Source organism: Nocardia rhamnosiphila NBRC 108938 (assembly GCF_000720425.1).
Classification (GTDB): Bacteria; Actinomycetota; Actinomycetes; order Mycobacteriales; family Mycobacteriaceae; genus Nocardia; species Nocardia rhamnosiphila.
Map to the genome: position 1 here is coordinate 309,954 of NZ_JOAJ01000009.1, position 26,412 is coordinate 336,365.

The 26,412-nt window shown below is 68.7% G+C and carries 26 protein-coding genes; 14 read left to right on the plus strand and 12 right to left on the minus strand.

Annotation, left to right across the window (positions count from 1 at the left end):
• The first annotated feature begins 14 nt into the window (after positions 1–14).
• On the plus strand, positions 15–2,294 hold the full coding sequence (locus IG75_RS0128150) for a heavy metal translocating P-type ATPase (RefSeq protein WP_030524365.1): 2,280 nt from the start codon (positions 15–17) through the stop codon (positions 2,292–2,294).
• A 55-nt stretch (positions 2,295–2,349) separates the two neighbouring features.
• Here the strand turns inward: IG75_RS0128150 and IG75_RS0128155 are convergent, their stop codons facing one another.
• From IG75_RS0128155 to serS, 4 genes are all read right to left on the minus strand, one after another.
• Positions 2,350–3,321: a DMT family transporter gene (locus IG75_RS0128155; protein ID WP_030524366.1), complete on the minus strand. Its 972-nt coding sequence runs from the start codon at positions 3,319–3,321 to the stop codon at positions 2,350–2,352.
• 54 nt (positions 3,322–3,375) lie between these two features.
• Positions 3,376–4,581, minus strand: a complete 1,206-nt coding sequence (locus IG75_RS0128160; RefSeq protein ID WP_307687638.1) for an MFS transporter — start codon at positions 4,579–4,581, stop codon at positions 3,376–3,378.
• A gap of 295 nt (positions 4,582–4,876) precedes the next feature.
• Positions 4,877–6,658, minus strand: a complete 1,782-nt coding sequence (locus tag IG75_RS0128165; protein ID WP_246872183.1) for a putative bifunctional diguanylate cyclase/phosphodiesterase — start codon at positions 6,656–6,658, stop codon at positions 4,877–4,879.
• Between the two features lie 159 nt (positions 6,659–6,817).
• On the minus strand, positions 6,818–8,080 hold the full coding sequence (serS, locus tag IG75_RS0128170; protein WP_030524369.1) for a serine--tRNA ligase: 1,263 nt from the start codon (positions 8,078–8,080) through the stop codon (positions 6,818–6,820).
• A 396-nt stretch (positions 8,081–8,476) separates the two neighbouring features.
• On the opposite strand from serS, the gene IG75_RS0128175 reads away from it, so the two are divergent.
• From IG75_RS0128175 to IG75_RS0128195, 5 genes are all read left to right on the plus strand, one after another.
• Positions 8,477–9,484, plus strand: coding sequence for a septum formation family protein (locus tag IG75_RS0128175; protein ID WP_246872184.1), 1,008 nt, complete (start codon positions 8,477–8,479; stop codon positions 9,482–9,484).
• Between the two features lie 13 nt (positions 9,485–9,497).
• Positions 9,498–9,848, plus strand: a complete 351-nt coding sequence (locus tag IG75_RS0128180) for a metallopeptidase family protein (protein WP_030524371.1) — start codon at positions 9,498–9,500, stop codon at positions 9,846–9,848.
• Positions 9,849–10,020: 172 nt separating this feature from the next.
• Entirely contained in the window at positions 10,021–10,353 is a 333-nt protein-coding gene (locus IG75_RS0128185; RefSeq protein ID WP_030524372.1) for a PE family protein, read from the plus strand.
• A 166-nt stretch (positions 10,354–10,519) separates the two neighbouring features.
• Positions 10,520–11,686, plus strand: coding sequence for a PPE domain-containing protein (locus IG75_RS0128190; protein WP_030524373.1), 1,167 nt, complete (start codon positions 10,520–10,522; stop codon positions 11,684–11,686).
• Positions 11,683–12,513 (plus strand): ESX secretion-associated protein EspG, encoded by an 831-nt coding sequence (locus tag IG75_RS0128195; RefSeq protein ID WP_030524374.1) that lies wholly within the window; start codon positions 11,683–11,685, stop codon positions 12,511–12,513. The genes IG75_RS0128190 and IG75_RS0128195 overlap by 4 nt, the downstream gene beginning before the upstream one ends.
• 6 nt (positions 12,514–12,519) lie before the next feature.
• On the opposite strand, the gene IG75_RS0128200 is transcribed toward IG75_RS0128195, so the two are convergent.
• From IG75_RS0128200 to IG75_RS0128210, 3 genes are all read right to left on the minus strand, one after another.
• Positions 12,520–13,182, minus strand: a complete 663-nt coding sequence (locus IG75_RS0128200) for a histidine phosphatase family protein (RefSeq protein WP_030524375.1) — start codon at positions 13,180–13,182, stop codon at positions 12,520–12,522.
• Positions 13,183–13,332: 150 nt separating this feature from the next.
• Complete coding sequence (pheA, locus tag IG75_RS0128205; protein ID WP_030524376.1) at positions 13,333–14,250, minus strand: prephenate dehydratase; 918 nt, start codon at positions 14,248–14,250, stop codon at positions 13,333–13,335.
• Between the two features lie 171 nt (positions 14,251–14,421).
• Positions 14,422–14,835 (minus strand): hypothetical protein, encoded by a 414-nt coding sequence (locus IG75_RS0128210; RefSeq protein WP_030524377.1) that lies wholly within the window; start codon positions 14,833–14,835, stop codon positions 14,422–14,424.
• Between the two features lie 183 nt (positions 14,836–15,018).
• Here IG75_RS0128210 and IG75_RS0128215 point away from each other — a divergent pair, with 183 nt between their 5' ends.
• The 5 genes from IG75_RS0128215 (at position 15,019) to IG75_RS0128235 (ending at position 19,397) form a co-directional block, all read left to right on the plus strand.
• Positions 15,019–15,783, plus strand: coding sequence for a DUF2470 domain-containing protein (locus tag IG75_RS0128215; protein WP_030524378.1), 765 nt, complete (start codon positions 15,019–15,021; stop codon positions 15,781–15,783).
• 57 nt (positions 15,784–15,840) lie between these two features.
• Complete coding sequence (locus IG75_RS0128220; RefSeq protein WP_030524379.1) at positions 15,841–16,617, plus strand: CPBP family intramembrane glutamic endopeptidase; 777 nt, start codon at positions 15,841–15,843, stop codon at positions 16,615–16,617.
• A 228-nt stretch (positions 16,618–16,845) separates the two neighbouring features.
• Positions 16,846–18,072: an LCP family protein gene (locus IG75_RS0128225; protein ID WP_245713245.1), complete on the plus strand. Its 1,227-nt coding sequence runs from the start codon at positions 16,846–16,848 to the stop codon at positions 18,070–18,072.
• A gap of 169 nt (positions 18,073–18,241) precedes the next feature.
• Positions 18,242–18,754, plus strand: coding sequence for a ferritin (locus IG75_RS0128230; protein ID WP_036544085.1), 513 nt, complete (start codon positions 18,242–18,244; stop codon positions 18,752–18,754).
• A 91-nt stretch (positions 18,755–18,845) separates the two neighbouring features.
• Complete coding sequence (locus IG75_RS0128235; RefSeq protein ID WP_030524382.1) at positions 18,846–19,397, plus strand: ferritin; 552 nt, start codon at positions 18,846–18,848, stop codon at positions 19,395–19,397.
• Between the two features lie 269 nt (positions 19,398–19,666).
• Here the strand turns inward: IG75_RS0128235 and IG75_RS0128240 are convergent, their stop codons facing one another.
• The 4 genes from IG75_RS0128240 to IG75_RS40440 are packed head-to-tail and all read right to left on the minus strand — an operon-like array spanning position 19,667 to position 22,857.
• The gene (locus tag IG75_RS0128240; protein WP_030524383.1) at positions 19,667–20,587 is read right to left on the minus strand and encodes a DUF5926 family protein; all 921 of its coding nucleotides are present in this window, start codon (positions 20,585–20,587) and stop codon (positions 19,667–19,669) included.
• 51 nt (positions 20,588–20,638) lie between these two features.
• The gene (locus IG75_RS0128245) at positions 20,639–21,424 is read right to left on the minus strand and encodes a glycerophosphodiester phosphodiesterase (protein WP_051714981.1); all 786 of its coding nucleotides are present in this window, start codon (positions 21,422–21,424) and stop codon (positions 20,639–20,641) included.
• Positions 21,421–22,476, minus strand: coding sequence for a DUF4328 domain-containing protein (locus IG75_RS0128250; RefSeq protein ID WP_030524385.1), 1,056 nt, complete (start codon positions 22,474–22,476; stop codon positions 21,421–21,423). Before IG75_RS0128250 ends, IG75_RS0128245 begins: the two co-directional genes overlap by 4 nt.
• 18 nt (positions 22,477–22,494) lie before the next feature.
• The gene (locus IG75_RS40440) at positions 22,495–22,857 is read right to left on the minus strand and encodes a rhodanese-like domain-containing protein (RefSeq protein ID WP_030524386.1); all 363 of its coding nucleotides are present in this window, start codon (positions 22,855–22,857) and stop codon (positions 22,495–22,497) included.
• Positions 22,858–23,349: 492 nt separating this feature from the next.
• On the opposite strand from IG75_RS40440, the gene IG75_RS0128260 reads away from it, so the two are divergent.
• The 3 genes from IG75_RS0128260 (at position 23,350) to IG75_RS0128270 (ending at position 25,616) form a co-directional block, all read left to right on the plus strand.
• Entirely contained in the window at positions 23,350–23,988 is a 639-nt protein-coding gene (locus IG75_RS0128260; RefSeq protein WP_030524387.1) for a hypothetical protein, read from the plus strand.
• A 303-nt stretch (positions 23,989–24,291) separates the two neighbouring features.
• Entirely contained in the window at positions 24,292–24,915 is a 624-nt protein-coding gene (locus IG75_RS0128265) for a superoxide dismutase (protein ID WP_030524388.1), read from the plus strand.
• A gap of 173 nt (positions 24,916–25,088) precedes the next feature.
• Entirely contained in the window at positions 25,089–25,616 is a 528-nt protein-coding gene (locus tag IG75_RS0128270) for a hypothetical protein (protein WP_030524389.1), read from the plus strand.
• 78 nt (positions 25,617–25,694) lie between these two features.
• Here the strand turns inward: IG75_RS0128270 and IG75_RS0128275 are convergent, their stop codons facing one another.
• A complete protein-coding gene (locus tag IG75_RS0128275; protein ID WP_051714982.1) occupies positions 25,695–26,111 on the minus strand; it encodes a hypothetical protein in 417 nt (138 codons plus the stop codon).
• Between the last annotated feature and the right edge of the window lie 301 nt (positions 26,112–26,412).

Genomic DNA, 26,412 nt, shown 5'->3' on the forward strand with positions numbered 1-26,412 from the left:
CAACGGAGCCAACGATGAGTACACAGACTGCACCGGACACCGCGCAGACCGATAACCGGACCGCGCAGGTCGAGTTGGTGATCGGCGGGATGACCTGCGCATCCTGCGCCAATCGCATCGAGAAGAAACTGAACAGGCTCGACGGTGTGACCGCGACGGTCAACTACGCCACCGAGAAGGCCCGGGTGCACTACCCGGACACCGTGGCGCCGTCCGATCTGGTGGCGGTGGTGGAGCAGGCCGGCTATACCGCGAGCCTGCCGCAGCCGCCCGCCGCGGAACCGGACACCACCGAACCGGCCGACCCCGCCGACCGGCTGCGCACCCGGCTGCTGATCTCGCTGGTGCTGACCGTGCCGGTGATCGCCATGGCGATGATCCCGGCGTTGCAGTTCACCAACTGGCAGTGGCTGTCGCTGACCCTGGCCGCGCCGGTCGTGGTGTGGGGCGCGCTGCCCTTCCACCGGGCGGCCTGGACCAACCTGCGGCATGCCACCGCGACCATGGACACCCTGGTCTCGCTCGGCACCCTGGCCGCGTTCGGCTGGTCGATCTACGCGCTGTTCTGGGGCACCGCCGGTACGCCGGGGATGACGCACCCCTTCGAGTTCACCATCGCCCGGATGGACGGCACCGGCAGCATCTATCTGGAGGCCGCGGCCGGGGTCACCACCTTCATCCTGGCCGGCCGGTACTTCGAGGCCCGGTCCAAGCGACGGGCGGGTGCGGCGCTGCGGGCCCTGCTCGAACTCGGCGCCAAAGAGGTCTCGGTCCTGCGCCGGACCGGGCAGGACGACTGGTCCGAACAGCGGATACCGGTCGAACAACTGTCCGTCGGCGACCGTTTCGTGGTGCGGCCGGGCGAGAAGATCGCGACCGACGGCGTGATCACCGACGGCGCCTCGGCGGTCGATGTCTCCATGCTGACCGGCGAATCGGTGCCCTTGGAGGTAGGGCCCGAGGACGCGGTCACCGGCGCCACCGTGAACGTGGGTGGCCGGATCACCGTGCGCGCCACCCGGGTCGGCTCGGACACCCAGCTCGCGCAGATGGCGAAACTGGTCGAGGACGCACAGACCGGGAAGGCGCAGGCCCAGCGGCTGGCCGACCGGATCTCCGGTGTCTTCGTACCGATCGTCATCGCGCTCGCGGTCGCCACGCTCGGATTCTGGCTCGGCACCGGCGGTTCGGTGGCCGCGGCGTTCACGGCGGCGGTGGCGGTCCTGATCATCGCCTGCCCCTGTGCGCTGGGCCTGGCCACGCCGACCGCGCTCATGGTCGGTACCGGACGCGGCGCCCAGCTCGGCATTCTCATCAAGGGACCGGAGGTGCTGGAATCGACCCGCCAGGTGGATACGGTCGTCCTGGACAAGACCGGCACCGTGACCACCGGCCGGATGGCCCTGGTCGACGTGGTGGCCGCCGCCGGCGAAGACACCGGCGAGGTGCTGCGGCTGGCCGGATCGCTGGAGGACTCCTCCGAACATCCGATCGCCCGTGCCATCGCCGAAGGTGCCCGGGAACGGACGGCCGGGCTGTCCCCGGTCGAGAGCTTCCGGAACAGTGCCGGACTCGGCGTGGAGGGCGTGGTGGACGGCCATGCGGTGGTCGTCGGCCGGCCGGGCCTGCTCGCCGACTACGCACTGCACCTCGACGATGCGCTGCAGGAGTCGTTGCGGGAGGCCGAGAGCCAGGGCCGCACCGCGGTGGCGGTCGGCTGGGACGGCCGGGCCCGCGGGGTGCTCGTGGTCGCCGATACGGTGAAACCGACCTCCGCCGAAGCGGTTTCCCGCCTGCGGGCGCTCGGTCTGACCCCGATCATGCTCACCGGGGACAATGCCACCGCGGCGGATGCCATCGCCCGCCAGGTCGGTATCGACCAGGTGATCGCGGAGGTGCTGCCGCAGGACAAGGTCGCGGTGATCGAACGCCTGCAGCGGGAGGGCAAACGCGTCGCCATGGTCGGTGACGGCGTGAACGATGCCGCCGCGCTCGCCCGGGCCGATCTGGGCCTGGCCATCGGCACCGGCACCGATATCGCCATCGAGGCCGCCGACCTCACCCTGGTCCGGGGCGACCTCACCGCCGCCCCCGACGCCATCCGGCTCGCCCGCCGCACTCTCGGCACGATCAAGGGCAACCTGTTCTGGGCCTTCGGTTACAACGTCGCGATGATTCCACTGGCCATGGCCGGCCTGCTGAATCCGATGCTGGCCGGTGCCGCCATGGCGTTCTCCTCGGTGTTCGTGGTCAGCAACAGTCTGCGGCTGCGGAATTTCCGCCCCACCCACTGACCGGGCACGTCCCCGCCGGGCCCCGGATCTTCCAGATCCGGGGCCCGGCGCGTATTCAGCTCACGGGTTCGCGGTCCCCCGGAACCGGCGCTCTGGCCGCGACGACCACCGCGATCAGGGTCAGGACACAACCGAGCACTTTCACCAGGGACAGCTCCGCGCCCGTGGGCAACAACCGGTCCAGTACGAGCGACGCCGTCAACTGGCCCGCCACCGTGCTCAAACCCATCAGCAGCACCCCCACCCATCGCACCACCAGCACACCGGCGGCGATGAACAGCACTCCGATCACACCGCCCAGATACAACCACGGTTCGCGGGGGAATTCGGCCGGCACACCGGTCCGGGCCACCACCAGCGCTTCCACGATCAGCAGGCCCAGCAGGCCGACCGCGAAGTTGATCACCGTGGCGGCGAACGGGCTCCCGGTCGTACCGATCCGGCCGTTCCACGCCTGCTGCCAGGCCAGCCCGATGCCGGCCGCCGCCGGCAGCAGCAGGAGCAGCGGTCCCGGGACACCTTCGAGCCACGACGAGGTGCGCAGCGATTCCGGCGCCGAGCCCCCGGAGCCGGCCAGCAGTACCGCGCCCACCGCCAGCACCGCGCCGCCGAACCGCGCCGTGGTGACCGGGGTGCGGCCGCCCGGCCCCACTCCGAGCCGGTCCACCAGCAGACTGCTCAGCAGCTGACCGGATACCGCCGCGACCGTGAACGCCGTGACTCCGAGCGCGGCGACCGTCAACGACTGGCTTGCCACGAACAACCCGCCGAACAACCCGCCCAGCAACTGCCAGGGCCGCAATTCGCCCGCGGCGACCGAGCGACGGACCGCCCGCAACCCCGCCCGGAGCCGAGAACTGAACAGCACCGCCACCGCCAGCACCAGGAAACCGCTGCCGAAGCTCACGACTGCCGCCGCGACCCCGTCCTGCAGCCGCGCCCCCAGCTCACCGTTGATCCGCCCCTGGACGGCGACCCCGGCTCCGATCAACAGCCCGGAACCCAGACCCCACCGCCGCGAAACCATGACCGCACCCTACCGACGCCGGCGTGCGCGGTGCCCGGGCCGGCCATCCGCGGCTCAGGTCTGCGCATCGGTCTCCGATCCCGGCCGCGGCGGCAGCCAGAACGGTGTCAGCACGCCCAGTGCCAGGATGGCGACGCCCAGCAGCGCGATCGTCGAGGAGACCGACAGCCACAGTGTGGCCAGCGCGACGAACCCGAAAACCGCCAGGGACAGCAGTTCCTCGAGCAGTCCGGACACCGACATCACCGTGGCACGCGCGGGCCCGCCGATGGCGTCCTGGAGCCGGGCCTCGGCGACGATCGCCGCGTTGTACACCACCCCGTAGGCGGCGGCGATCGAGGCGAAACCCAGTCCGGTACACAGGTAGACCGCGCCCGGCCAGCGCACCGCGAGCCCGGCGACCACCGCGCCCGCACCGAACAGCACCCCGGCCGCCCCCAGCGCCCACGCCAGAATGCGCGCGGGAAGCGCTTCGGTCCGGCCGGCCAGCAACGAACCGAGCAGTGACCCGACCACGGTCACACCCACCAGAACGGGAACGAACGAAGTGGCCACACCCGCTTCCCCGGCGACCAGCCCGAAGTACTCGTCGAACGCGGTGATCCCGTAGAGCAGTGCCCCGAGCACCACACCGTGCCGGACCAGCCGGACCCGGACCGCCTCGGCGACACCGGTACGCAGCATCAGCAGATACCGTCCCAGCGTTCCCGCCCCGGCCGCGGCCGGGGCGTCGGCCCGGGCCCCTGGACCGGTGGTCACCGGCCGGGGGCTCGGGGTTATGACCGCGGGGGTCGCACTGTCGGCGCCCGTCTCCTCCAGCTCGCCCACATCGGCGGCCGAGACGGATTTCGGCGCCGCGGGCAGGCTCGCGGCCAGCGCGGTGTGCAATACAGCGCACCCCACACTGACCCAGCCCACCAGCTCGTACCCGCCCCACAGGTACAGCGGAGTCGCGGCGAGGATGGCAAGCACCGCGCTCGACTCGCTCCCCGTGCGGGTGTAGCCGATCACCCGGGCATAGGCCCGGGCCGCACCGCGGGCGGCGAGTTCGTCGTAGAGCAGCGCCTCGAACGTTCCGGAGCGCAGTGAACCGGCCACGCCCCACAGCACGAACCCGAGCGCGAAGCCGGCATAGGACGGCGCCACCGTCCACACCACGAAACCGGCCGACATCAGCAAGCCGTTCAGAATCAACAGTCCGCGCCGGGACACCGTATCCGCCCACGCCCCCGAGGGGACCTCGAACAGAAAGGCCGTCACCGACCAGAAAGCCAGCAGGAGCGAGATCTGCCCCGGACCGAAGCCGTGATCGGCGAAGAGGAGCGCGTACAGCGCGTAGTAGGGAACCAGGTCCCCGGTCGCAGCGAACAGGGTCGCTCGCAGGGCGAGCGCGCGTAGTCCAGACTTACGGCCGGAATCCGTGGATCCGGCTCAACGGTGGTAGAAGACCAGTCGCATAGCGATCAGCATCCGCGAGGCGTGCCCGCGGGTCAAGCGGTTTTCTTATGTGCGCACCGCAGACGTTGTGGGAACGCGGGTCGCTACCGGCCGGAGTTCACAGAGGTACCCAGCCGTTGTCGTCGGCTGCGGCATCGCCCAGTGCGCGGGTGCTCAACCCGCCGAGGCGGCCGCTGTTCATATCACCGATCAGTTCGGCCACCGGATGCGAATCGCTGTAGTGGTAACCCTGCGCCAGCGCGAAACCCAGTTCGGTCAGTACGGCGGCCTGGTGCTCGGTCTCCACGCCTTCGGCGATGACCTGCAGATCCAGCGATTTGCTCAGGGCCGCGATCACGCCGAGCAGCGGCGGGGCGGGCGAATCGGAGCGGATGGCGGCCACGAACGACTGGTCCACCTTGATGATGTCGCTGGGCAGGGTCGCCAGCCGGCTCAGCGAGGAGTACCCGGTGCCGAAATCGTCGATGGCGATCCGCACACCACGGTCGCGTAGCGTGTGCAGGTTCGCGATGGCGGTATCGGATTCGGCGGCCAGTTCGGTCTCGGTCACCTCGAGGACCAGCTGCTCCGCGGGCCAGCCGGTGGTCTCGAGGATCGTGGCCACCTTGTCCGCGTATCCCGACTCCGCCAGCTCCAGGCCGCTCACGTTCACGTTCAGGGTCAGCTCCAGGGCGGCGAAGGTCTCCTGCAGCTGCGCGGCGTCCGCGCAGGCCCGGCGCAACACCAGTTCGTCCAGGTCGGCGATGAGGTCGTACTCCTCGGCGACCCGGATCAGCCCCTCGGTGGTGACATCGGGCTGGGCGCTGGACGACCAGCGCAGCAGCGCTTCCACCCCCACCGCCTTCTCGCCGCCGTCGCTGAGGCTGACGATCGGCTGGTAGTGCACGTCCAGACTGCCGTTGTCGATGGCTTCGCGCAGTTCCACGGCCAGCGGCGTGCGATGCCCCGACTCGAGTACGGTGCGGTTGCGACCCGCCTGCTTGGCCCGGTACAGACCCACATCGGCCCGGCTGACCAGCAACGACGCCGATTCCCCCGGCTGCCAGGAGGTGACGCCCGCCGAACACCCGGTACTCACCGCGGCGCGCAGCTCCTCGGTGAGCAGGATGGCGGCCTGCTCGGTGGTATTGGGCAGCAGTGCCGCGAACACGTCACCGCCGTAGCGGGCCAGCCGCTGATCGGGCCCGAGCAGGGCGGCCCAGGTATCGGCGACCTTCTGCAGCACCGCGTCACCGGCGCGGTGCCCCAGATGATCGTTGACCTTCTGGAAGCGGTCCAGGTCCACCAGGACCAGCGCCAGTGCCTGGCCGGAACGATCGGCCTGTTCCAGAGCGGTATTGAGCGCGCGATCGAAACCCCGGCGGTTCAGCAACCCGGTGAGGGTATCGATATCGGCCTCCGACGCCATCCGGGTCAGGATGCCCACCACGACCCCGACACCGAAGGTGATACCCGCCGGGATGAGCCCGGACCACCACGGCAGACCGGCACGGGTCGGCAGCACCCACAGGCACAGCGCCATACACAGCGCGATATGGGCCGCGGCCTGCGTCCAGGCGAAGAACAGCGCGGCGTCGCAGGCCACGAACACGTAGAACGAGGCGAGCGTGATCGCCGCGACGGTATTGGGGAACGAGTGCACGGCGATGGTGACCAGGACCGTCGCCAGGACGACGTAGACGTGGTGCAGCCAGTGCGGCATCCGGGGACCCCACCCGAGCAGGCTTATCCCCAGCAACAGGGCGACCGCCGCGGCCGAACCGACCAGCGTTCGGTTGCCCTCGTCGCCCGGGTGCAGCACCTGGGTGGGCGCGAGGGCGGTCACCAGCAGACCGAGGATCCCGCCCATGACATAGAAGGCCCCGGTGGTCCGGGACATGACCATGGCCGTTGCCACACCAGACGCGGCCCGTACCCGCGTTCGGGTATCGCCGCGAGACCCGCTTCCTCGCACGAAGAACAGCCTAAACAACTGATCAGCTCACCGGCGACCCAACCGGGGATATGAGGTACCCCGATTTCTCGCCGCGCAACCACATCAGTTCGGCGGAGTGAGCAGGTCGGTACCGACAAAAGGCACCAGAGCTGCGGGAACCCGCACCGAACCGTCGGCCTGCTGATGGTTCTCCAGCAGCGCGACCAGCCACCGGGTGGTCGCGAGCGTGCCGTTGAGCGTCGCGGCCGTCTGCGGCTTACCGTTCTCGTCGCGATAACGGACCGATAGCCGCCGGGCCTGGAAGGTCGTGCAGTTCGACGTCGAGGTCAGCTCGCGGTAGGTGCCCTGGCTCGGCACCCACGCCTCGCAGTCGAACTTCCGCGCGGCCGAACTGCCCAGGTCACCGGCAGCGACATCGATGATCCGGTAGGGCACGTCGAGGGCGGCGAGCATATCCCGTTCCCAGGACAGCAACCGCCGGTGTTCGGCGTCGGCGTCCTCGGGGCGGCAGTAGACGAACATCTCGACCTTGTCGAACTGGTGCACCCGGATGATGCCGCGGGTGTCCTTGCCGTAGCTACCGGCCTCCCGCCGGAAACACGACGACCAGCCCGCGTAGCGCTTCGGCCCGGCGGCGAGATCCAGGATCTCGTCGGCGTGATAGCCGGCCAGCGGCACCTCGGAGGTACCGACCAGGTACAGATCGTCCTCTTCCAGGTGGTACACCTCGGCCGAATGCTGCCCCAGGAAACCGGTGCCCGCCATGATCTCGGGCCGGACCAGTACCGGCGGGATCATCATGGTGAAACCGTTGGCCACCGCCCGCTGGGCCGCCAGTTGCAGCAGACCCAGCTGCAGGAGCGCGCCGTAGCCGGTGAGGAAATAGAACCGCGACCCCGACACCTTCGCGCCGCGCTCCATATCCATCAGCCCCAGCGCCTCACCCAGGTCCAGATGATCACGCGGTGTGAAATCGAATTCGGGTACTTCGCCGACGGTCTCGAGCAGGACGTAATCGTCCTCACCGCCCGCGGGCGCCCCGTCCTGGACGACATTCGATATCGCCCGGTGCGCCTCCTGCAGTTCGGCCTCGGCGGCATGCTGGGCGGTCTCGGCCTCCTTGACCCGCACCGACATCTCCTGGGCCTGTGCGAGCAACGCCGGGCGCTCCTCCTTGCTCGCCTTGCCGACCTGCTTGCCCATGGCCTTGTGCTCGGCACGCAATTTATCGGCGGTCGCGATCGCGGACCGGCGCGCGTGGTCGGCGGTGAGCAGCGCGTCGACGAGGGCCGGGTTCTCGCCCCGGGCTCGCTGCGAGGCGCGGACCAGCTCGGGATCATCGCGCAGGAGGCGGAGGTCGATCATGGCTGACCAGCGTAATGGTCGCGGAATTCCCGCCTCAACCGAGTATCGCCCCGGCCCGCCGCGGACCCGCTCCGGACAACACGCGCGCGAGCCCGATCGGCCGGGTTCGTGGCACGTTCGGGTGCGGCGCTGCCATGATGGACCGCGATGTCCTCCGAAACTGAGCCCACCAGCCGGCGCGGCCCTCGCGGCGCCCAATCGTTGCGCTCGCGTGCCGCCCGTCCGGGCCGCGGTCGCAGGACCGATGCCGCGCGTCCGCGGTCCGACGGACCGGCGGGGCCGGAGTCCCCGGGCCGGAGCGCGGCGGCCGGGCAGCGCCGGAACCGGCCCCGCGCCGGTGCACCGGGCAGTTCCCGCCGGACCGGCGGGAAACCGCGTCGGATTCCGGCGCCCAGGTTGCGCTGGGGCCTGCTCGCGGTCGCCGTGGGCGCGGTGCTCGCGGCACTGGGCACCATGCTGATCAGTGGATTCGACAACGATTCCAATCTGCAGGCCCGCAGCCCGGGCGGCTCGGTGGCCAAGGCCGACAAAGTGTTCGCCTCCGTCGGCACCGGCGACTGTCTCACCTGGACCAAACCCGACCATTCCGATCTGGTCGAACTCGATTGCGCCGACGACCATCTCTTCGAGGTCACCGACACCATCGACCTGAGTGTCTACCCGGGATCCGAATTCGGGCCCGAAGCGCTGTGGCCGGATTCCCTGCGGCTCACCGAGCTCCGCGAGGAACACTGTGTGCCCGCCGCGCAGCGGTATCTGAACGGCCGGCTCGATCCGCGCGGCCGCTACGCCGTCGGGTTGATGTATCCGAGCAACGACGGCTGGATCAACTCCGGCGACCGTATCCTGCGCTGCGGGTTGCAGGTCCCGGGGCTCAGCGGCAACCCGATCGCCACCACGGGCCGGGTCTCCGACGGCGACCAGTCGAAGATCTACGAAGCCGGCGTCTGCCTCGGTATCAGCCAGAACCTCCCGACCGATCCGATCGACTGCGGTCAGGAACACGCGGTCGAGATCGCGGCCACCGTGGATCTGTCCCAGCGCTTCCCGGGCGGGCCACCGGCCAAGGAGGACCAGGACCGGTACCTGGAGGAGGAATGCGGCCGCCTCACCAACGAATATCTCGGCGGCCCCCATGTGCTGCGGGACAAGACGCTCACGGTGTTCTTCGACTTCATCGATGTGCGCAGCTGGCTGGCGGGTAGCCGCAAACTCGACTGCATGATCGGAAAGGGCGCCGACCAAGAGGGTTTCGCGCCGATCGTGGGTCCGGCGCGGGGCCGGTTGCTCATCAACGGCCAGGAACCCGTGCCGCCGCCCAACTCCGGACGTTCGACGCCCAAGCCGCTGCCCGGCGCCGCACCGCTGCCCCCGCAGCCGGAACCGCGTCCCGCGCCCCGGTAGCCGGAGCACGACGATGCCGGTCCGCATGTCCGAGGCACGATTCGAGGAACTGGTAGGCGATGCGCTGGACCAGATCCCGGCCGAGCTGACCCGGGCCATCGACAATGTGGTGATCCTGATCGAACCGCGAAATCCCGATGACCCGCATCTGCTGGGTCTCTACCACGGGATCGCGCTGACCGAGCGCGACAGCCACTACGGCGGCTCACTGCCCGATACCGTCACCATCTACCGGGACGCCCTGCTGGACGTGTGCGCGGACGAGGCCGAGGTGATCGAGGAAGTACGAATCACCGTGATCCACGAAATCGCACACTATTTCGGGATTGACGAAGACCGTCTCCATCAGCTGGGATGGGGTTAAGCTCAGACCGGTCCACGCAACGAGCCGGCAGGGGATGCACGGGCGGGGGCTGGGCCGACGGAGAAAGTTTCGGAATCGATGGAACCGCCAGCGGGGGTATCGCGTCCGATCTACTCGTAGGGGGAATTCTCGTGGTTCCGCCCAAGAGCCGCCACCAGAAGGAGTCGAGGACATGATTGGCAACGTCGACGTCACACCGGAGCTCATCCTCGCCGCCGCGGTCGAGCTGGATCTGCTCGCCGACAGGCTGGCCGGGGTCGCCGCGGCCACCGTACCGGCCACCTATGTCGTGCCGTCCGGCGCGGACGAGGCCTCGATACACGGTGCGATGCATATGAACAAGGCCGCCGCCACCCATCAGACCTCGCTCGCCCAGGCCGTCCTCGAACTGCACCACACGGCCGCGATCCTGCGCACCCAACTGGCCCAGTACCTGGTCCAGGACGCGGCCTCGGCGGGTGTGCTGGCGTTGACCGGGGCGCCGTTCGGGTCGATCGCGGTCTAGTGGTGCTGCCGGGCGGAGTCCGTCCGCGGCCATCCGGCGGAGCGGATGCGGCGGTACGGCGGGCCCACACGAAGGCCGGAACCGAGGAGCAGAGCACGGTGACCACGACGCGTATGCGGCAAGACCGCCGATTCACCATCGATAGTTCACAAGGGGAGAGACAAGCATGACCGCAGGTATCACCGGGGTGTTCTGGCTGCCCAGACTCGCCGAGGGGAATTCGATTGCGCTGAACGCGGGCTCGCACGCCATTCCGATGAGCGCGGCCGCCGGCGCATGGGGTGGGCTCACCGGTGCGTGGGTCGACGCCACCGCCACCGTCGTCCGGGTCATGGCCGAGCTCGGCGTGGGTATGCAGAGCGTCAACGGTATCGGCGCCCTGGCCCGGCTCGTCGGCTTCACCGGATGGGCCGAGCAGCAGGGCGCGATGGCCGCGACCCTCGGCACCAAGGCCGCCTCGCAGGCCACCGCCTACACCGTCGCCTCGATCGCCATGCCGAGCCTGCCCGAGATCGCCGCGGTCAATGCCGCTCGCGTCGCGGCGCATTCCACCGGCGGCGTCCTGAACGGCACCTCCGAGGTGGCCGAGGCCGCCAAGGCCGCCCTGGATCTGCGGGCCGCGCTCACCATGGAGACCTACGAGGCGGCCATCACCGCGACCGTGCTCACCCCCGGTGAGTTCCTCAATCCCCCGCCGATCGCCAACGGCGCCGGTCAGGTCGATTCCTCCTCCGCCGAAGAGGCCATGAAGGAGGCCAACGGCGACCCGGTGAAGATGCTGGCCTCCGCCGGCACCGCGCTGGCACAGAACCCCGGATTGGCCAGCGCGGCAACACAGGCGGCGCATGTCGCCGGCTCGGTGGCGAGCACCGGCGTCACCACGGTCGGCAATCTCGGGGCGAACGCGCTCGTCGCGGCCACCACCTCCGCCCCGGCACCGGCTGCCATGGCGCCGCTGGCGCCCTCGATGGTCACCGGAGGCGTAGCGGCCACCGCGGCGGCGGCCACCCGGGCCGGCGGTATGCCCGGTAGTTCGGCACTCGGCCTGAACAACGGTGGCCTGAAGGTACCCGAGGGGTGGGGCGCCCCGGCGGCGAATGCCACAGCCCCGGCCACGGAGACCCTCGCGGTCACGCGCGGGGAGGCGGCACCGGTGCGTCCGGCCGGCACCGGCTCGTCCACCAGCCCGCTGCTGGGCAATTCGCGCGGCGCCGCCGGCGAGGACGAGCAGGAACACGACGGCGCCGAGTATCTGCGCGGTGATCACTTCACCGACGGTCGCTACATCGCGGACGGCGTGATCGGCGCCGAACCGCCACGAGCGGACAAGTGACAGTGCTCGGAGCAGGGCGCGGACCGTCGACACTGGCGGCGGTCACGCTGTCCCTCGACGAAATGCAGTACCTCCTGGAGGCACTGGAAATCGACGAGGTACCCGTCGTGCTCGACGCACGGGGCCGCTACGACAATCAGGTCGACCACGACGCCGCGATGGACGCCGCGGCCCGGTCGCTCACCGACCGGGACCTGTTGGACGGTGAGCGAATTCATCCGGAACTCGCGGAACGCCTCCGCGGCCTGTATCGGCCGCACTGGGTGGTCGCACTCCGCCTGATCGTCGCGGGGCAGGTGAGCCGGATGTGCCTGGCGAAGGGTGACGACCTGGTGACCGTCGCCCTGCGCGGACCGCAGACCTATGTGATCGACGAGGCGACCGAGGATCTGCCCGGCCCTGTCATCATGGCGCTCGGCCCGGCCGAGGCACTGGAACTCACCGGGATGAACGCGCCCACCGAACAACTCGTACCCATCTTCGACGACGCGGGAGATCCGACGGCCACCGCCTCCCGGCTGTCGAAGGTCGGTAATCCCCCGCGCGACGCGCAGGCGATCGCCTCGGCGATGGCGCACTGCGACTCGCACGCGGAGATCGTCGGTGTGGTGTACGGCGACGCGAGCCGCGATATCGCGGAAAACCATATCGCCGTATTCGATACCCGGGCGGGCCGATTCATCGCAACGGCCAGCTTGGCCGATGACGGCACCAAATGGACCTCGTTCAGCAGTGGCACCGATTCCCGGCTCCGGATCGCACTCCAGGATCTGATCAACTCGCTGCCCGAACGCACCGAGTTCCCTCGGAGCCCGAACCTCGCCTAGGCGGCCTCAGCCCATCGGGTCGTCGGCGCCGACTTCCGCCTTCACCCCGAACGGCGGAGTGAACCGACCCCAGCGGACGCACTCCCAGCCGCCGTCCGGGCGCGGGACGAGTTCGATCGTTTCGGTGTTGTCCAGGTGGTTGTTGGTGGTGAACGGTGGCGCCACCCCGGCGAGGAACCTGCCGACCAAACGCATGGCGGCGCCGTGGGTGACGACCAGAACATCGCCGCTGTCGTTACCGTCGAGGAACTCGGTCCGCAGTTCGGTCACCGCCGGAACGAAGCGATCCAGCACCTCCTGCGCGGTTTCGCCGCCGTCGATGCGCTCGTCCAGCCGGCCCTCGTGCCACAACCGGTACACAGCCTGGAACCGGTCGTGGGCCTCCTTGGTGTTCAGCCCGTCCAGAGCGCCCAGCTGCACCTCGTGTACGCCGTCACGCTCTGTCGCGGTCACACCGGTAGCGGCCTCGATATAGCCGGCCGTCTGGCGAGCGCGCAGGGCCCGGGAGTGGAACAGCGCACGCGGCGGGGCGGTCAGCGCCGAACCGAATGCCTTGGCCTGCGCCACGCCGCGCTCGGTCAGCGGGAGGCCGGGGAGTTTGGTGTCCAGGATTTTGGCGACATTGCCTTCGGTCTCCCCGTGCCGCACCAAGATCAGTTTCGCGCTCAGAATGCTTTCTCCTTCGAGGCTGTTACAGGTTCTCCGCGGAGGGCGTAGCGAAGGCGGAGGTACCGCGTCACAGCGCCTCCTCGAAACCGTTGCATGCGGTCCGCGGAGGCCGTAGCGAAGGCGGAGGTATCGCAGTATCGCAGTACCGCATCACAGGTCGGCCACCCCCTTGCGTAGCTGGGTCAACCAGATCGCGGCGTCCTCGTCCGACGGCGGCGGGGTGCCCGTCGCCGAGGTGGCCGGCCAGGATCCGAGGAACCGGATACGCGCGGTGCGGTGCAGCGCTTTGAGCGCCTCGGCCACCGCGGCGTCTTCGATATGGCCGACACAGTCCAGGTAGAAGCGGTAGGTGCCCATACCGGTACGGGTGGGCCGGGATTCGATCCGGGTGAGATCGACACCGCGGGTCGCGAATTCGGCGAAAGCGCGCATCAGCGAGCCGGGCATATTCGGCAGTTCCTCGAGCACGATGGAGGTCCGGTCGGCGCCGGTGGGGGCCGGCGCCACCCGCGGAGCGGTGACCAGGACGAACCGGGTGACCGCCTGCTCGTGGTCGGCGACGCCCGAGGCCAGCGCGGTCAGTCCGAGCCGCTCCCCGGCGAGCATGGTGGAAACCCCGGCGTCGGCCAGCCCGGCCCGCACATCTTCGGCGGCGGCGGCATTCGAGCTCGAGGTGTGCAGCGCCACCTCGCCCCAGGTGTGCCGGACCCACTGCCTGACCTGAGCGAGCGCGACAGGATACGCCGCCAGCGTGCGCACCGCGCCGATCTCGGTACCCGGACGCGCGACGATGGTGAAGGTCACCTCCAGTTCGACCTCGGCGATGATCTGCAGCCGGGGCCCGATCGCCAGCGAATCGAGAGTCGACGAGATGGAGCCTTCGACAGAACTCTCGATCGGCACCACCGCCGCGGTCACCTCGCCTGCCCGGACCAGTTCCAGGGCAGCGGACTGGCTGGGCGCGGCGATCCGCTCGACCGGCCCGTCGAAGGACCCCGAGCTCTCGAATTCGGCGAGGGCCATCTCGGTGAAAGTTCCGGACGGACCGAAATACGCGATACGCGGCACGTCTACGAGACTACTGGTGCGTGCGCCGGGCCCGCCGACCACGGGATCCGGACGATCGCGCGACCATCAACAGGTCGGGCCCGGTGACCCGGGCGCACTACCGACGGCCCTCGGAGCCGGGTTCGAGCGTGTGCCCGCGGTACCGGACCATTGCCTCCGGGGCCACTCCGGTCAGCTCAGCGCGGCCCGCAGCGTCTGATCCAGTTGGGCGGGCTCATCGCTCTCGATTCCGAGCAGCACCTCGCGCACCGCATCGACCGCGCCACCGGAGAGGCCGGCCAGGAAGTCGGTATCCGGGCTGCGCAGGGCGGTGCGGATATCGTCGCCGCACAGCGCGGCGGCGGTGGCGGCGACGATGGCGAGCGCGCGGGCGGCGGTATCGGCGCGGGCCGCGAAGCCGTCCGGGCTGTGCGCGACCTCGGCCAACAGGTCGGCGACCCCTTCGTCGGACAGGGCCGGCTCGACCATCCGCACCCCGGCGAACGTTCCGGTCGGGACCACCAGGCCGTCGACGAGTCCGCGTTCGATCGTGCGCTTCGGGACGGTCAGTTCGACGAGTACCGGCTGCGATTCACCAGCTACCACACCGAGATCGTATGCCCGGGACGTCCGCGACCCCGCCGCGCATACCCCCTGAACACGGACGGCAGGTCGTATCCGCCGACGCCTGCACCATCGATGCCCTTGCGCCACATCCGACTATAACTTAGCTTAGGTTTACCTAAATCAAAGTTTGTGAAGTCGGGCACGCCCGCAATGGAGGTACCGATGGCGCCGATCGCCGCCGCACCCGCCCCGTCCACCGCCGAACGTGTCCGCAGCGCCTGCGTGCATGCCGAACAGGCAGTGCTCGCTCTCCCCGGCGCGGACCCGACCCCGGTATCGGTGCATTTCCTGCGCCAATGCGGCGACGTGGTGATCGCGGTACCCGACGACAGCGCGGCCGTGTACGCGGCGCACACCGCCATCGCCGGCGCACCCGCCGTCCTCGAACTCACCGATCACGCGCCACTTCCCCTGCGTGAACCGGTCCGGGCCCTGGTCTGGTTGCGCGGCTGGATCCGGGGGGTACCGGCCCGCGCCCAGCGGACGCTGGTCAGCGCCGTCGCCGAGGAACACCCGCACCCCGGCCTCCTCGATATCGGCCACACCGCCACCCTGCTGCGCCTGGTACTGAACTCGGCCGTGGTGGCGGACTCCTCCGGAGCCGAATCCGTCTGTGTGGACGAATTGCGGCTGGCCGCTCCCGACCCCTTCTGCGGAATGGAATCGGCCTGGCTCCAACACCTCGAGGCCGACCACGCCGACGTGGTCGCCCAGCTGGCCCGGCATCTACCGGCGAAACTCCGCCACGGCCGCATCCACCCCCTGGCCATCGACCGCTACGGCCTCACCCTGCGCATCGAAGGTATCGACGGCGACCACGATTTCCGCCTCCCCTTCGCGACCCCGGCCGAAGACATCGAAGCCCTGGGACGCGCCGTCCGCACTCTGGCCGGCTGCCCCTTCCTCAACGGCCTGCGCCGCGGCTGACCCGATCGGCGCCGCCTGCGGCGCGGTGACCGGCCCCTCGGGACGTAGATTCTGGGTATGCGTGAGAGCAGCCCGGTCGACGACCGGACCGGGGAGCAGCGGGGGATCCGGCTCGAGATCCTGGTCGTCCTCGGTGTGACCTTCGGGCTCAGCGGCATGAACGCGGCGCTGTCACTGCTGGAGAGCGCGCTCGCACCGGGCGGCGTCGGCGAGCAGACGGTCGCGCTGAACTCGTCGCGGGCCACCCAATCCTTCATCGATCTGCTCTTCCAGCTGCTCGGAGTGCTGCGTTTGGCGGCGTGGGCCGGACTGGCGCTCTACCTGCTGTGGCGTAGCGGTATCGGTCCGCGGGCGATCGGACTCGCGCGTGCCCGTTTCCGGCCGGACGGGTTGTACGGTCTGGCGCTCGCCGCCGTCATCGGGCTGCCGGGTCTTGGGTTGTATCTGATCGCGCAGTCGCTCGGCGTGAATGTGACGATCGTGCCCGACGCATTGAGCGACCACTGGTGGCGCATTCCCGCCCTCGTGCTCTCGGCCTGCGCGAACTCGGCGGCCGAGGAGATCGTGGTGGTGGCCTTTCTGCTGACCCGGCTGCGCGCACTGGGCTGGTCGGACAATTCGGCGCTGGCCGCGTCCGCGCTGCTGCGCGGGAGCTATCACCTGTATCAGGGGCTGGGCGGCGGTCTCGGCAATGTGGTGATGGGAGTGATCTTCGGCCGGTTCTGGCAGCGCACCGGCCGGCTGTGGCCGCTGATCATCGCGCACGCCGTGATCGACACAGTGGCCTATGTCGGCTACGGATTGCTGCACGGCCGGGTGTCCTGGCTGCCCTAGCGGGGTAAGCCGTCTATACCGGCGCAGTGCGCTCACCTGCGGGTCGAACGGACGCCGCCGGCGCCGACAGAACAGGCACCGATCGATAAGTACAGTTTGATGATGATGAACGGCGACGACCCACGTATGCGCCGGGTGCCGCCGCACAGCGGGGGACCCGGACGAGCCGGCGCGCGCCGGCCCCCACCTCCGCCGGGTGGTCGTCCACCGGTAGAACCACCGCAGGTCATGCGCCGTAATCCCGGCCCGGGACAGCCGGGCCGCCCCACCGAACGCTACGAACCACCCCGGGCCTGGTCACAGACTCCGCAAGGTCGTAACGCTCCCCCTGCCCGGCCACCCGCGCCGGGCCGCGGCGGCAAACCCCCGACGCAACGTCCGGTGCCGTACCGCGAAGGTGACCACGCCCCTACCCAGCGCCCGGTCCCGTACCGCGACGGCCGCCGCCGGCCGCCGCCGACGGGGAACCCACCGGGCCGCCGCCCGGCAGCGCCCCCGCCCCGGCGTCCGCGCCGTAAACGCCATATCGGCCGCTGGTTCCTGGCAATCCTGCTGACTCTGCTGGCCCTGCTCGTCTACGGGGTCGTGAAGCTCGACGGTTCGCTCACCCGCATCGACGCGCTCACCGACTACGAGGACCGGGTGGGCAACACCGCCGGCACCAACTGGCTGCTTGTCGGCTCGGACAGCCGGGCCGGACTCTCCGAGGAGCAGACCAGCGGTCTGGCCACCGGCGGCGAGGTCGGCGATCCGCGCACCGACACGATCATCCTGGTGCACGTCCCGCCCTCGGGCCGCACCACGCTGGTGAGCCTGCCCCGCGACTCCTATGTCGATATTCCGGGTTACGGCCAGGACAAGTTGAATGCCTCGTTCGCCTTCGGCGGCGCACCGCTGCTGGCCGAAACAGTGGAGATCGCGACCGGGCTGCATATCGACCACTACGCGGAGATCGGTTTCGCCGGTTTCGCCGGCGTCGTGGACGCGCTGGGCGGTATCGACGTCTGCGTGCCGCAGGCCATCAACGACCCCCTGGCCGGTATCGACCTCCCGGCCGGCTGTCAGGAACTGAACGGCCCGCAGGCCCTCGGTTTCGTCCGCAGCCGCGCCACCGCCCTCGCCGATATCGACCGGATGAACAACCAGCGGCTGTTCCTGTCGGCCCTGCTGGAGAAGGCGACCAGTCCCGCCACCCTGGTCAACCCCTTCGCCCTGTGGCCGATGGCCGGCGACACCGCCGATTCACTGACCGTGGACAAGAACGACCACATCTGGGACCTGGCCCGCCTCGCGTGGGCACTGCGCGGCGACACCCTCGCCACCACGGTCCCGGTCGGCGGTTTCGCCGATACCGACAGCGGAAACGTCCTCCTCTGGGCCGACCCCGACGCAAGCCGCTTCTTCGAAGCCCTGGCCGACGGCGACCCGATCCCCGCGGACCTGGCCGGCGAATAGGCGCCCGCGCACCGAAGAATCTTCTCGCCGAAGCGAAAGGTTGTTCGCCCGCCCCTCCGCGCCCGGCCACCCGCAGAGACATCGAATGCCGACGCAACCCGCAGCGTCGAGTTTTACGAGACACCTCGAAGGGTTGAGGCCCGTCTCGCCGTTTCGGCCTCGAAAGCGCATGAGCGAAGCTCGAGTCTCGAGGCCGAAACGGCAGCAGTATCTGGCGGCCGCGGTGTACTTCGATATCCAGCGGTTACCACAATTGGCCGGTCATTGTTATGTGCGTTCCGAGCAGCATCGCGGACATGCGCTGCGAATTGTGCAGTACCTGATCGACCGGGATCTGGAGATCACGGTCGGGGGTTTGGCGGAAGTGCGACAGACTTTCGAATCGCCGCGCGCGGCAATAGCTTTCCTGCTGGCCAGGGAGGAGACGACGACCGATCAGGTGACCGAGTTGGCGCATTTGGCCCGGGAATGGTCCGACTATCTGGGAGAGCAATTCATGAGTTGGTTGCTCGAATGCCAACAACAGGACGTGGCCGGTATGTCTACACTCTTGGCTGTGACGGATCGCGCGGCCGGAAACCTTCTCGACGTGGAAGAGTTCGTGGCCCGGGAGCTGCGTTCGACGGTTCCTGTGGTGAATCAATCCGTGCCGAAAATTGCTGGAGCGAGCCGTAATCGATAAGGCACACTATCCTCAATTCCATAAGGCAACACTATCCTCAATAAGGCTGCACTTGGATGACAGCCTTACTTTTCGGCGTTAATGTCAAGGCATGTCCAATCATCCGGAGAGTCCCCGCAGCAAATTCCATGGCCTCCTACACGACCAAATTCGACACGAGTTCAATGCCGAGCACCAGTACATCGCCATCGCGGTGTGGTACGACAATGCCGACCTTCCGCAGCTCGCCAAGCGCTTCTACGCGCAAGCCGTGGAGGAACGGAATCACGCGATGATGATCGTCCAGTACTTCTTGGATCGGGACATCAGTGTCGACCTCACGGGCATCGATGCGGCGAAATCGCATTTCGAGAACGCCCGGGAGCCGATCGCCATGGCGCTCGACCAGGAGAAGACCGTCACGGATCAGATCGTCCAGCTGGCCAGTACGGCCCGCGAGGAGGGCGACTATCTGGGCGAGCAGTTCATGCAGTGGTTCCTCAAGGAGCAGGTGGAGGAAGTGGCGAAGATGACCACCCTGCTCACCGTCGCCGACCGGGCGGGTTCGAACCTGTTCGATCTCGAGGAGTTCATCGCGCGTGAGATGAGCGATGACCCGTCGAAGGTTTCGGGTGCGCCGTCGGCCGCCGGAGGCCATGTCTGATCGGTAACGGCCCGCGTCCACCCGCCGATGAGTTCCGTGAGTACGGAACCGCGGCGGGCCGATGTCGGCCCCGGGTGATGATTGGAGCATCGGCCGTCCCGGCCCACTGCGCCGAGGTCGGGCGGCCGATGCTCCGTTACGTCAGCCGGCGCCGGGTCGTTGTGTCGGCTGACGTTGCGTCGCCGGGGGGTTCCAGAAACGGCGACCTCTGAAACCTAGCCGAGATCGCCGCCGGAAAGAAGAGTTTTTCTAAAAATATTCCGGTTTATTCAGCGGAGGGTGACCTGCCGTGACCGCAGCCCGTCCCGAGAGCGCCGTTGCTCCGAGGTCAGGGGGGTTTCCACCGCGAGCGCGTCGGTCAGCCGGGCCCCGAACTCCGCTGCCGGGGAGCGCCATTCGCTGACATGCCGGTCCGGGTCGAGGTCGAACACCGGCACCAGCAGGCCATGGGTGCGGAAAGACCCCGCGAACCGCGAGCCCTCCCCGAGATGCAATCCGCCCGCGGCGTGCAACCGGGCCAGTGCCAGCATCAGGTCGTCCTCGGATTCCGGTCGTACCCAGCGCAGGTGGGCTTTGTCCCCGGCGTCGACCCACCAGGGGGCCCCGATCGCGTCCGCTCCGAGATCCAGCCGATCCGACGGCATGATGGCCTGTTTCGCCTGTTCGATGGTCGCGGCGATCTGCGGATCGGGCTGCACACCCTCGGGCACCCACCAGTCGAAGTCCTGGTGCACGGTCAATTCGAGCGCGGCGTCGGCCACCAGCACATCGGCCAGCGTGGGCCCGCCGGGCGCGGCGTGCGCCACTGCCAGCGAATCGCCCGGATCTGCCGACTGGGTCCACAGGATGGAGGCGGCGATATCGGCGGCCGGATCCGAACTCGGCGTCTGCACCTGCACACCGACGTAACCGGTGGGCGCGTCCCCGGCCCGCACCAGCGCGGAGACCGCGCCCGGCAGCACAGTTGCCAGCACCACGGCACGTTCGGCGGCGACGCCGTCGGCCAACTTCAGCTCGGCAGTCGCCGACGGCACGAACTCCCGCAGCGCGACCAGATCGCATTCGGCGGCCAAGCCCTGGAACGGCCGGGCCACGGCCTGTTCGTTCTCCTGCAACGCCGCCCGGCGTTCGGCCAGACGCTGGGCCCGGTTGCCGCCGGGTTTCGGACTATTGCGTTTGCTCTTACCCACGGCTGGTCAAACTACACGGCACCACGCCGGATCAGCCGCAGGCCACACCCTTCAGCTGTTGGCCAGCACGGCTTTCGCGCGACCGGGATGATTGGTCGCCACCCAACTCACGCCGAGGTCCGCGCACAACTGCATATCGTCGGGTTCGTCGACCGTCCAGCAGTAGGTGGCGCGGCCCGCCGCAGCCGCCTTGTCGACCAGATCCGGGTGTTCGCGCAGGGTTTTCACCGAGGGACCCACCGCGGTCGCCCCGACGGTCGTCGCCGCACTGCCACCCAGGTAGCGCGATGATTCGCCCAGCAGCACAGTGGGCAACAGCGGCGCCGCGCGGCGGATCCGCCAGACCGCGGTGGCGGCGAACGACATCACCACCGCACGGGAATGGGCCGCCGAGGCCGGGGTGGCGATCCCGAAGCGCTGCAGTTCCGCCAGCACCTTGCTCTCCACCAGGGAGCCGTACCGGACCGGGTGTTTGGTCTCGATGAACAGTTTCGTCGGCCGGCTGCGCCAATCCAGCACCAGCCCGATCAGCTCACTGAGGGTGAGGACCCCGGCCGGGGCGCCGTCACCGAAATCGAGATCCTTCAGTTCGGCCAGCGTCAGCTCGCTGACCAGGCCGCTGCCGCTGGAGGTGCGGTCCACCGTGCGGTCGTGCACGCACACCAGATGTCCGTCGCGGGTGAGCCGGACGTCGCATTCCACCCCGTCGGCGCCCTCTTCCAAGGCCAGTTCATAGGCCGCCAGGGTGTGCTCGGGGCGCGCCGCCGAGGCACCTCGGTGCGCGACCACGAACGGCGCACGGCCGTTCTGAACCGACTGGTCAGTGCCCTCGCTCACTTGGCCACAACCTCCTGTGGTGCTCGGTCGGCGCCGTCGGGGGAATCGGCGCTGTCGGCGTCCGCCGCGGTGCTCACCGTAGCGGTCGTCCCCGGGTGCACCGGTTCGATCAACGGTGTCGCCGGGTCGACGGCGATCACCCAGCGCTGGGCGAGCCGGCTGCGACCACGCAGGTCGCGGCCCTCCAGCGTGCGCACAACCCACAGCGTCAGCACCGCGACGGCGGCGGCCACCGCGTCGGTGAATGCGGTGAAGAGCACACCGTCGGCCTTCGCCTGCAGCGAGTCCGCGGTCCGCCAGTACAGCGCCGCGACGGTGACCAGCCCACCGAACACCCAGGCCGCCCACCAGACGCGGATCGCGATTCGGGCCCGCGGGTCGGTACGGCCGGACACCACCTCGGTGAGGAACACGCCGGGCCAGACCAGATTGACGACCGGGATCAGACAGCCCAGCGCGAGCATGCGCGGCGAGCGGGGGTCGCGGCGACCGGCCGCCGCGAAGGCAGCGCGCCGGACCTCGATCAGCCATCCGAGCGTGGCCACCGCGGCGACGAGCGCCATGATCAGCGCGAACAGCGCCGCGGTGTTCACCAAGGCGTCGGAGAACCACAGTAGCGGCGGTTCGATGAGGCGGGTGCGGTTGCGCAGCAGGATCAGATAGCGCACCGATTCGGCCACGGCGGATACCGCGAACAGTACGGCCGTGGCGAAGAGGGCGGCGTGCGTCCAGCGGGTCAGTGTGCTGAGCGGACGGGGGTGGTGCCGGTCCGCTTCACGCTCCGGGGCGGGCCGATCCCGCAGACCCCAGCGCGGGATCACCGTGTAGTGCGGGGTCCCGGTGCTCGGACGGCCGGTGGCCGCGTCCCGGGACGGGTGTCCGGCCCGGCCGGGCCGGCGGGCGACCCAGCGGTAGTTACGGCGTTCCGGCGGGGCATCGATCGGCCCCGGTGAGAGGAGTACCCCGCGGCAGCGCGGGCACCAGTGCATCGGCGGACCCTGCACCGCCCAGCGTGTACCGCAGCGGGCACATGGCTGCACCACCGTACTCACCGCGCACCTCGCTTTTCGTCAGTAGATCTTCGCGGGCTCGGCACCCTCGGCGGTCAGTGGACGACCGGTCTGCTGCCAGGCCACCATCCCGCCTGCCACGTTCACCGCTTCGTACCCCACATTCGCGAGGAACTTCACGGCCTCCAGCGAACGACCGCCCTGTCGGCAGACCACGTACAGATCGGCGTCGGGGTCCAGTTCGCCATAGCGTGCGGGCACATCGGCGAGCGGGATGTGCACGGCGCCGGGTGCGTGGCCGAGCTGCCATTCGTCGTCTTCGCGCACATCGAGCAGGACGGCGGTAGCCGCCTCCCCGGGCGGATGGTCGAATTCAGTGGGTACGGCCTCGACCGGTACCGACGGGACTCCGAAGCTCGTCACCCCCTTGATCCTGCCATAACCACCTCCGAGGCTGCCCGGCTCTCGTGGGAGCGGGCGCCCGGTTCGTACCTGCGCGCCCGGAGCCGATCGGCCGGACGTCACGCACGCCGACACGCCGGACGATGCGACATATTCGCCGGCTGCCACCCATCCTCTCGAAATCCACCCCACGGCGGTCCGACGCCGACGGCTTTTCATGAGTTATGCGCATAACCCACCACGAAAGACGCTGGTATCAGCTATTATTCAGCGCACCAATATCCCAGGTAGCTCACCAGATGCCCTGTGACCTGCGATAACGGTGCCACCGTACGGCCGATCCGGTACTCCCCTCCAAAAATCCCGGAGCGGCCGCCCGGCCACTCGATCGGGTCACGCGCCGTTGCGTGACCCGATACCGAGTTGGACGCGGGGAAGCCCGGATCGGTTCCACCGGAACCGGAAATCGGCGAAATCCCCTGTTCCCGGCCATGACCTCGGTAACCTGTCGCCATGACATCGACCAGGGGGTTACTCGACGAATTGGACGCGGCCGGCCTCGACAAGGCGCTGTCGGAGGCCGGATGTCTGGGATTGGAAATAGATTCCGAGGCCCAGCGACTGGAGCTCGACCTAGAGGTACTGAGCCTACCGGAGCAAATTTCCGGCATATCGGAAGAACACCCGGAATCGGGTAACGGTTGCCGGCGGGTGCGGCTGGTGTTCAAGGGAGTCACCAGGATTGCCGCATCGTTGCGGATACAGCGGTGGGACGACCTGGAACCGCGGGTTATGCCGCTGGAGCTGCCGGGACTACCCGCTGCCGTCGCGAGCTTCGGCGGTAGCCGCCTGCACGGCTGGGAATTCGTCGATCTGGACGACAGCGGCTGGACCCTGTGGAGCGAGCTGCTCAGTTTCGACACCACCATCGACACCGGGATCTCCCGGCACGTTCTGGAGTTCTCCCAGGAGGAGGGCATCGATCCCCGGGCCCTCGATATCCGGGTGTGGTTCGACACCGTCACCGCACAGACCACCGGCGGCCGGCCCGTGCCACTGCCGGAGCTGGTCGCCGGGTCCGAACGCTGGTGGGTCGCACATGCCAAAGGTGATCCCCGGGCCACCCATCCCGGTATCGCGCCCCCGCTGTAGCACCGGGTCCCGGCGCTGTCCGAGCTGCGCATCGGCCGGACACCGTGCCGTGCGGCGCCGGAGCAACAGTGGGCGGGCGCGACGCTTCGCCGCGGGGCTCGGCGCGGGTACGAGAGTCGACCTCGTACCGCTCCGGAACAGGTTTCACCGGGCCGTGCGGCATGGGCCCATTCGATCTCGAATGGTCGGTTGCGACCCGATGTGGAATGGTGGGGCGTCGGGGCGAGTTGGACCGATCGGGTGTACGAATGGTCGGGAGCATCCCGTACAGGACGCACTCGACCCGACAAGGAAGGGACATTCGTGGCTGAGTACACGCTGCCAGATCTGGATTACGACTACGGCGCCCTGGAGCCGCATATCTCCGGGCAGATCAACGAGATTCACCACTCCAAGCACCACGCGACCTATGTCGCCGGAGTGAACACCGCGCTGGAGAAGCTCGAAGCCGCGCGCGAAGCCGATGATCACGGCGCCATCTTCTTGCACGAGAAGAACCTCGCCTTCCACCTCGGTGGCCATGTCAACCACTCCATCTGGTGGAAGAACCTCTCCCCCAATGGTGGCGACAAGCCGACCGGTGAGCTGGCCGCTGCCATCGACGACCAGTTCGGCTCCTTCGACAAGTTCCGGGCGCAGTTCACCGCTGCCGCCAACGGACTGCAGGGTTCGGGCTGGGCGGTGCTCGGTTACGACACCCTGGGCCAGAAGCTGCTGACCTTCCAGCTCTACGACCAGCAGGCCAATGTCCCGCTCGGCATCATTCCGCTGCTGCAGGTCGATATGTGGGAGCACGCCTTCTACCTGCAGTACAAGAACGTCAAGGCCGACTATGTGAAGGCCTTCTGGAACGTGGTCAACTGGGCCGACGTCCAGGAGCGCTTCGCCAAGGCCACCAGCCAGGCGCAGGGCCTCATCTTCGGCTGAGTGATCGCTTTCGCGAAGGACCCGCGGGCCGCCGAGCCTGCGGGTCTTTTGCCTTTTCTGCCCGAATTGGCACTCTCTGGTACTTGTGTGCCAGATACCTTCTGCGCGATCCTCTTCTTCCACGATAGTTCGAGGACGGGCAAAGCCGCCCCCGGTTACGCACGGGAGGCCTCATGCGCAGCAACAGTCCGATCGGCGTCACGCCGTTCCACGCCGGTGGCACGCTGCGCGGGTTCGTCATCTCCGGACGCTGGCCCGACACCACCAAAGAGTGGTCGCAGCTGCTGGTACTCGCCGTACGGGTGGCGTCCATGCCCGGCCTGCTGACCACCTCGACCGTTTTCGGGGTCCGCGAGGAACTACCCGACGAGCCGGAGCCGGATACCGTCGGCCTGGTGATCGCCGAGGGCCCGGTCCTCGGCGAGGACGGCGTGCGGCCCGGCCGGTTCGCCGAGCATATTCCGCCCGCCCTGTTCATGCTGCACCCGCCGGCGGAGACCAATCCGTCCCTGCCGGAGTGCACCGGCGCCGCCTCCGGGTGTGTACTGCTGCCGGGCCTGCCCCACCTGGGCCTCGAACACCGCGCGGCCTGGGCCGAGGCGGAAGCGGACGGTACCGTCACCTCACTGGTGAGCCGGGTCGGCCTGGACCCGATCAGCGACCCCGATACCGCCGTGCTGGCCATGCTGCTGGCCGCCTGAGCCGGGTGTCGAGCCCGGTAGAGCGCCGGGCTCGCATTGATGCCGTCGCCCGCTCCCGGAGAGACGACGATCCGCTGGTTACTTCAGTTTCGCCAAGATCTCCGCGAGCCTGTCCATGACGGCTTGCTGACCGCTGCGCAACTCCTGCACATCGCCACGCAACTCCTGGACACCGCCACGCAACTCCTGCACATCGCCACGCAACTCCTGGACACCGCCACGCAACTCCTGGACACCGCCACGCAACTCCTGGACACCGCCACGCAACTCCTGGACATCGCCACGCAGCTTCGTCTGCCCGGCCTCGAGCCGAGCCTGGCCGGTCCGAAGATCCTGGACATCCGCGTGCAGACTGCCGAGTTCGCCCAGGACCGCATTGTGATTGCTGTCGATCCGAGCTCGCAGGGCCCGGACCGATTCCGGCTCCCGATCCCGCTCGTTGATGATCTGCACCACTTGGGCCTCCAGGACAGCAAGGCGGTTCTCGATCGACATCTGGAGTGGTCCTCTCGTTGGTCGGTAGTTTACCGATCGACCGGTTCCGTCAGGCGTCCGTCCGGTCTCGCGGCATCGTTTCTTCCGGTGATCCGGCTGTTCAGCGGCCGGTGGGGCTTACACGACTCATAAGGACGCTTCCGCCATCGGTGCGGTCGTCGCGGACCCCACATGCCGCGGTTCAGGGCTTGCGATCTGTTTGCTGCAGCGATGCCATCAATCCGTTCCGGACGGCCGGACAACGGTTATCAGGGCCCCCTAACTATGTCGCTACCTTAACCAAACTTATTGTCAGAAGCCA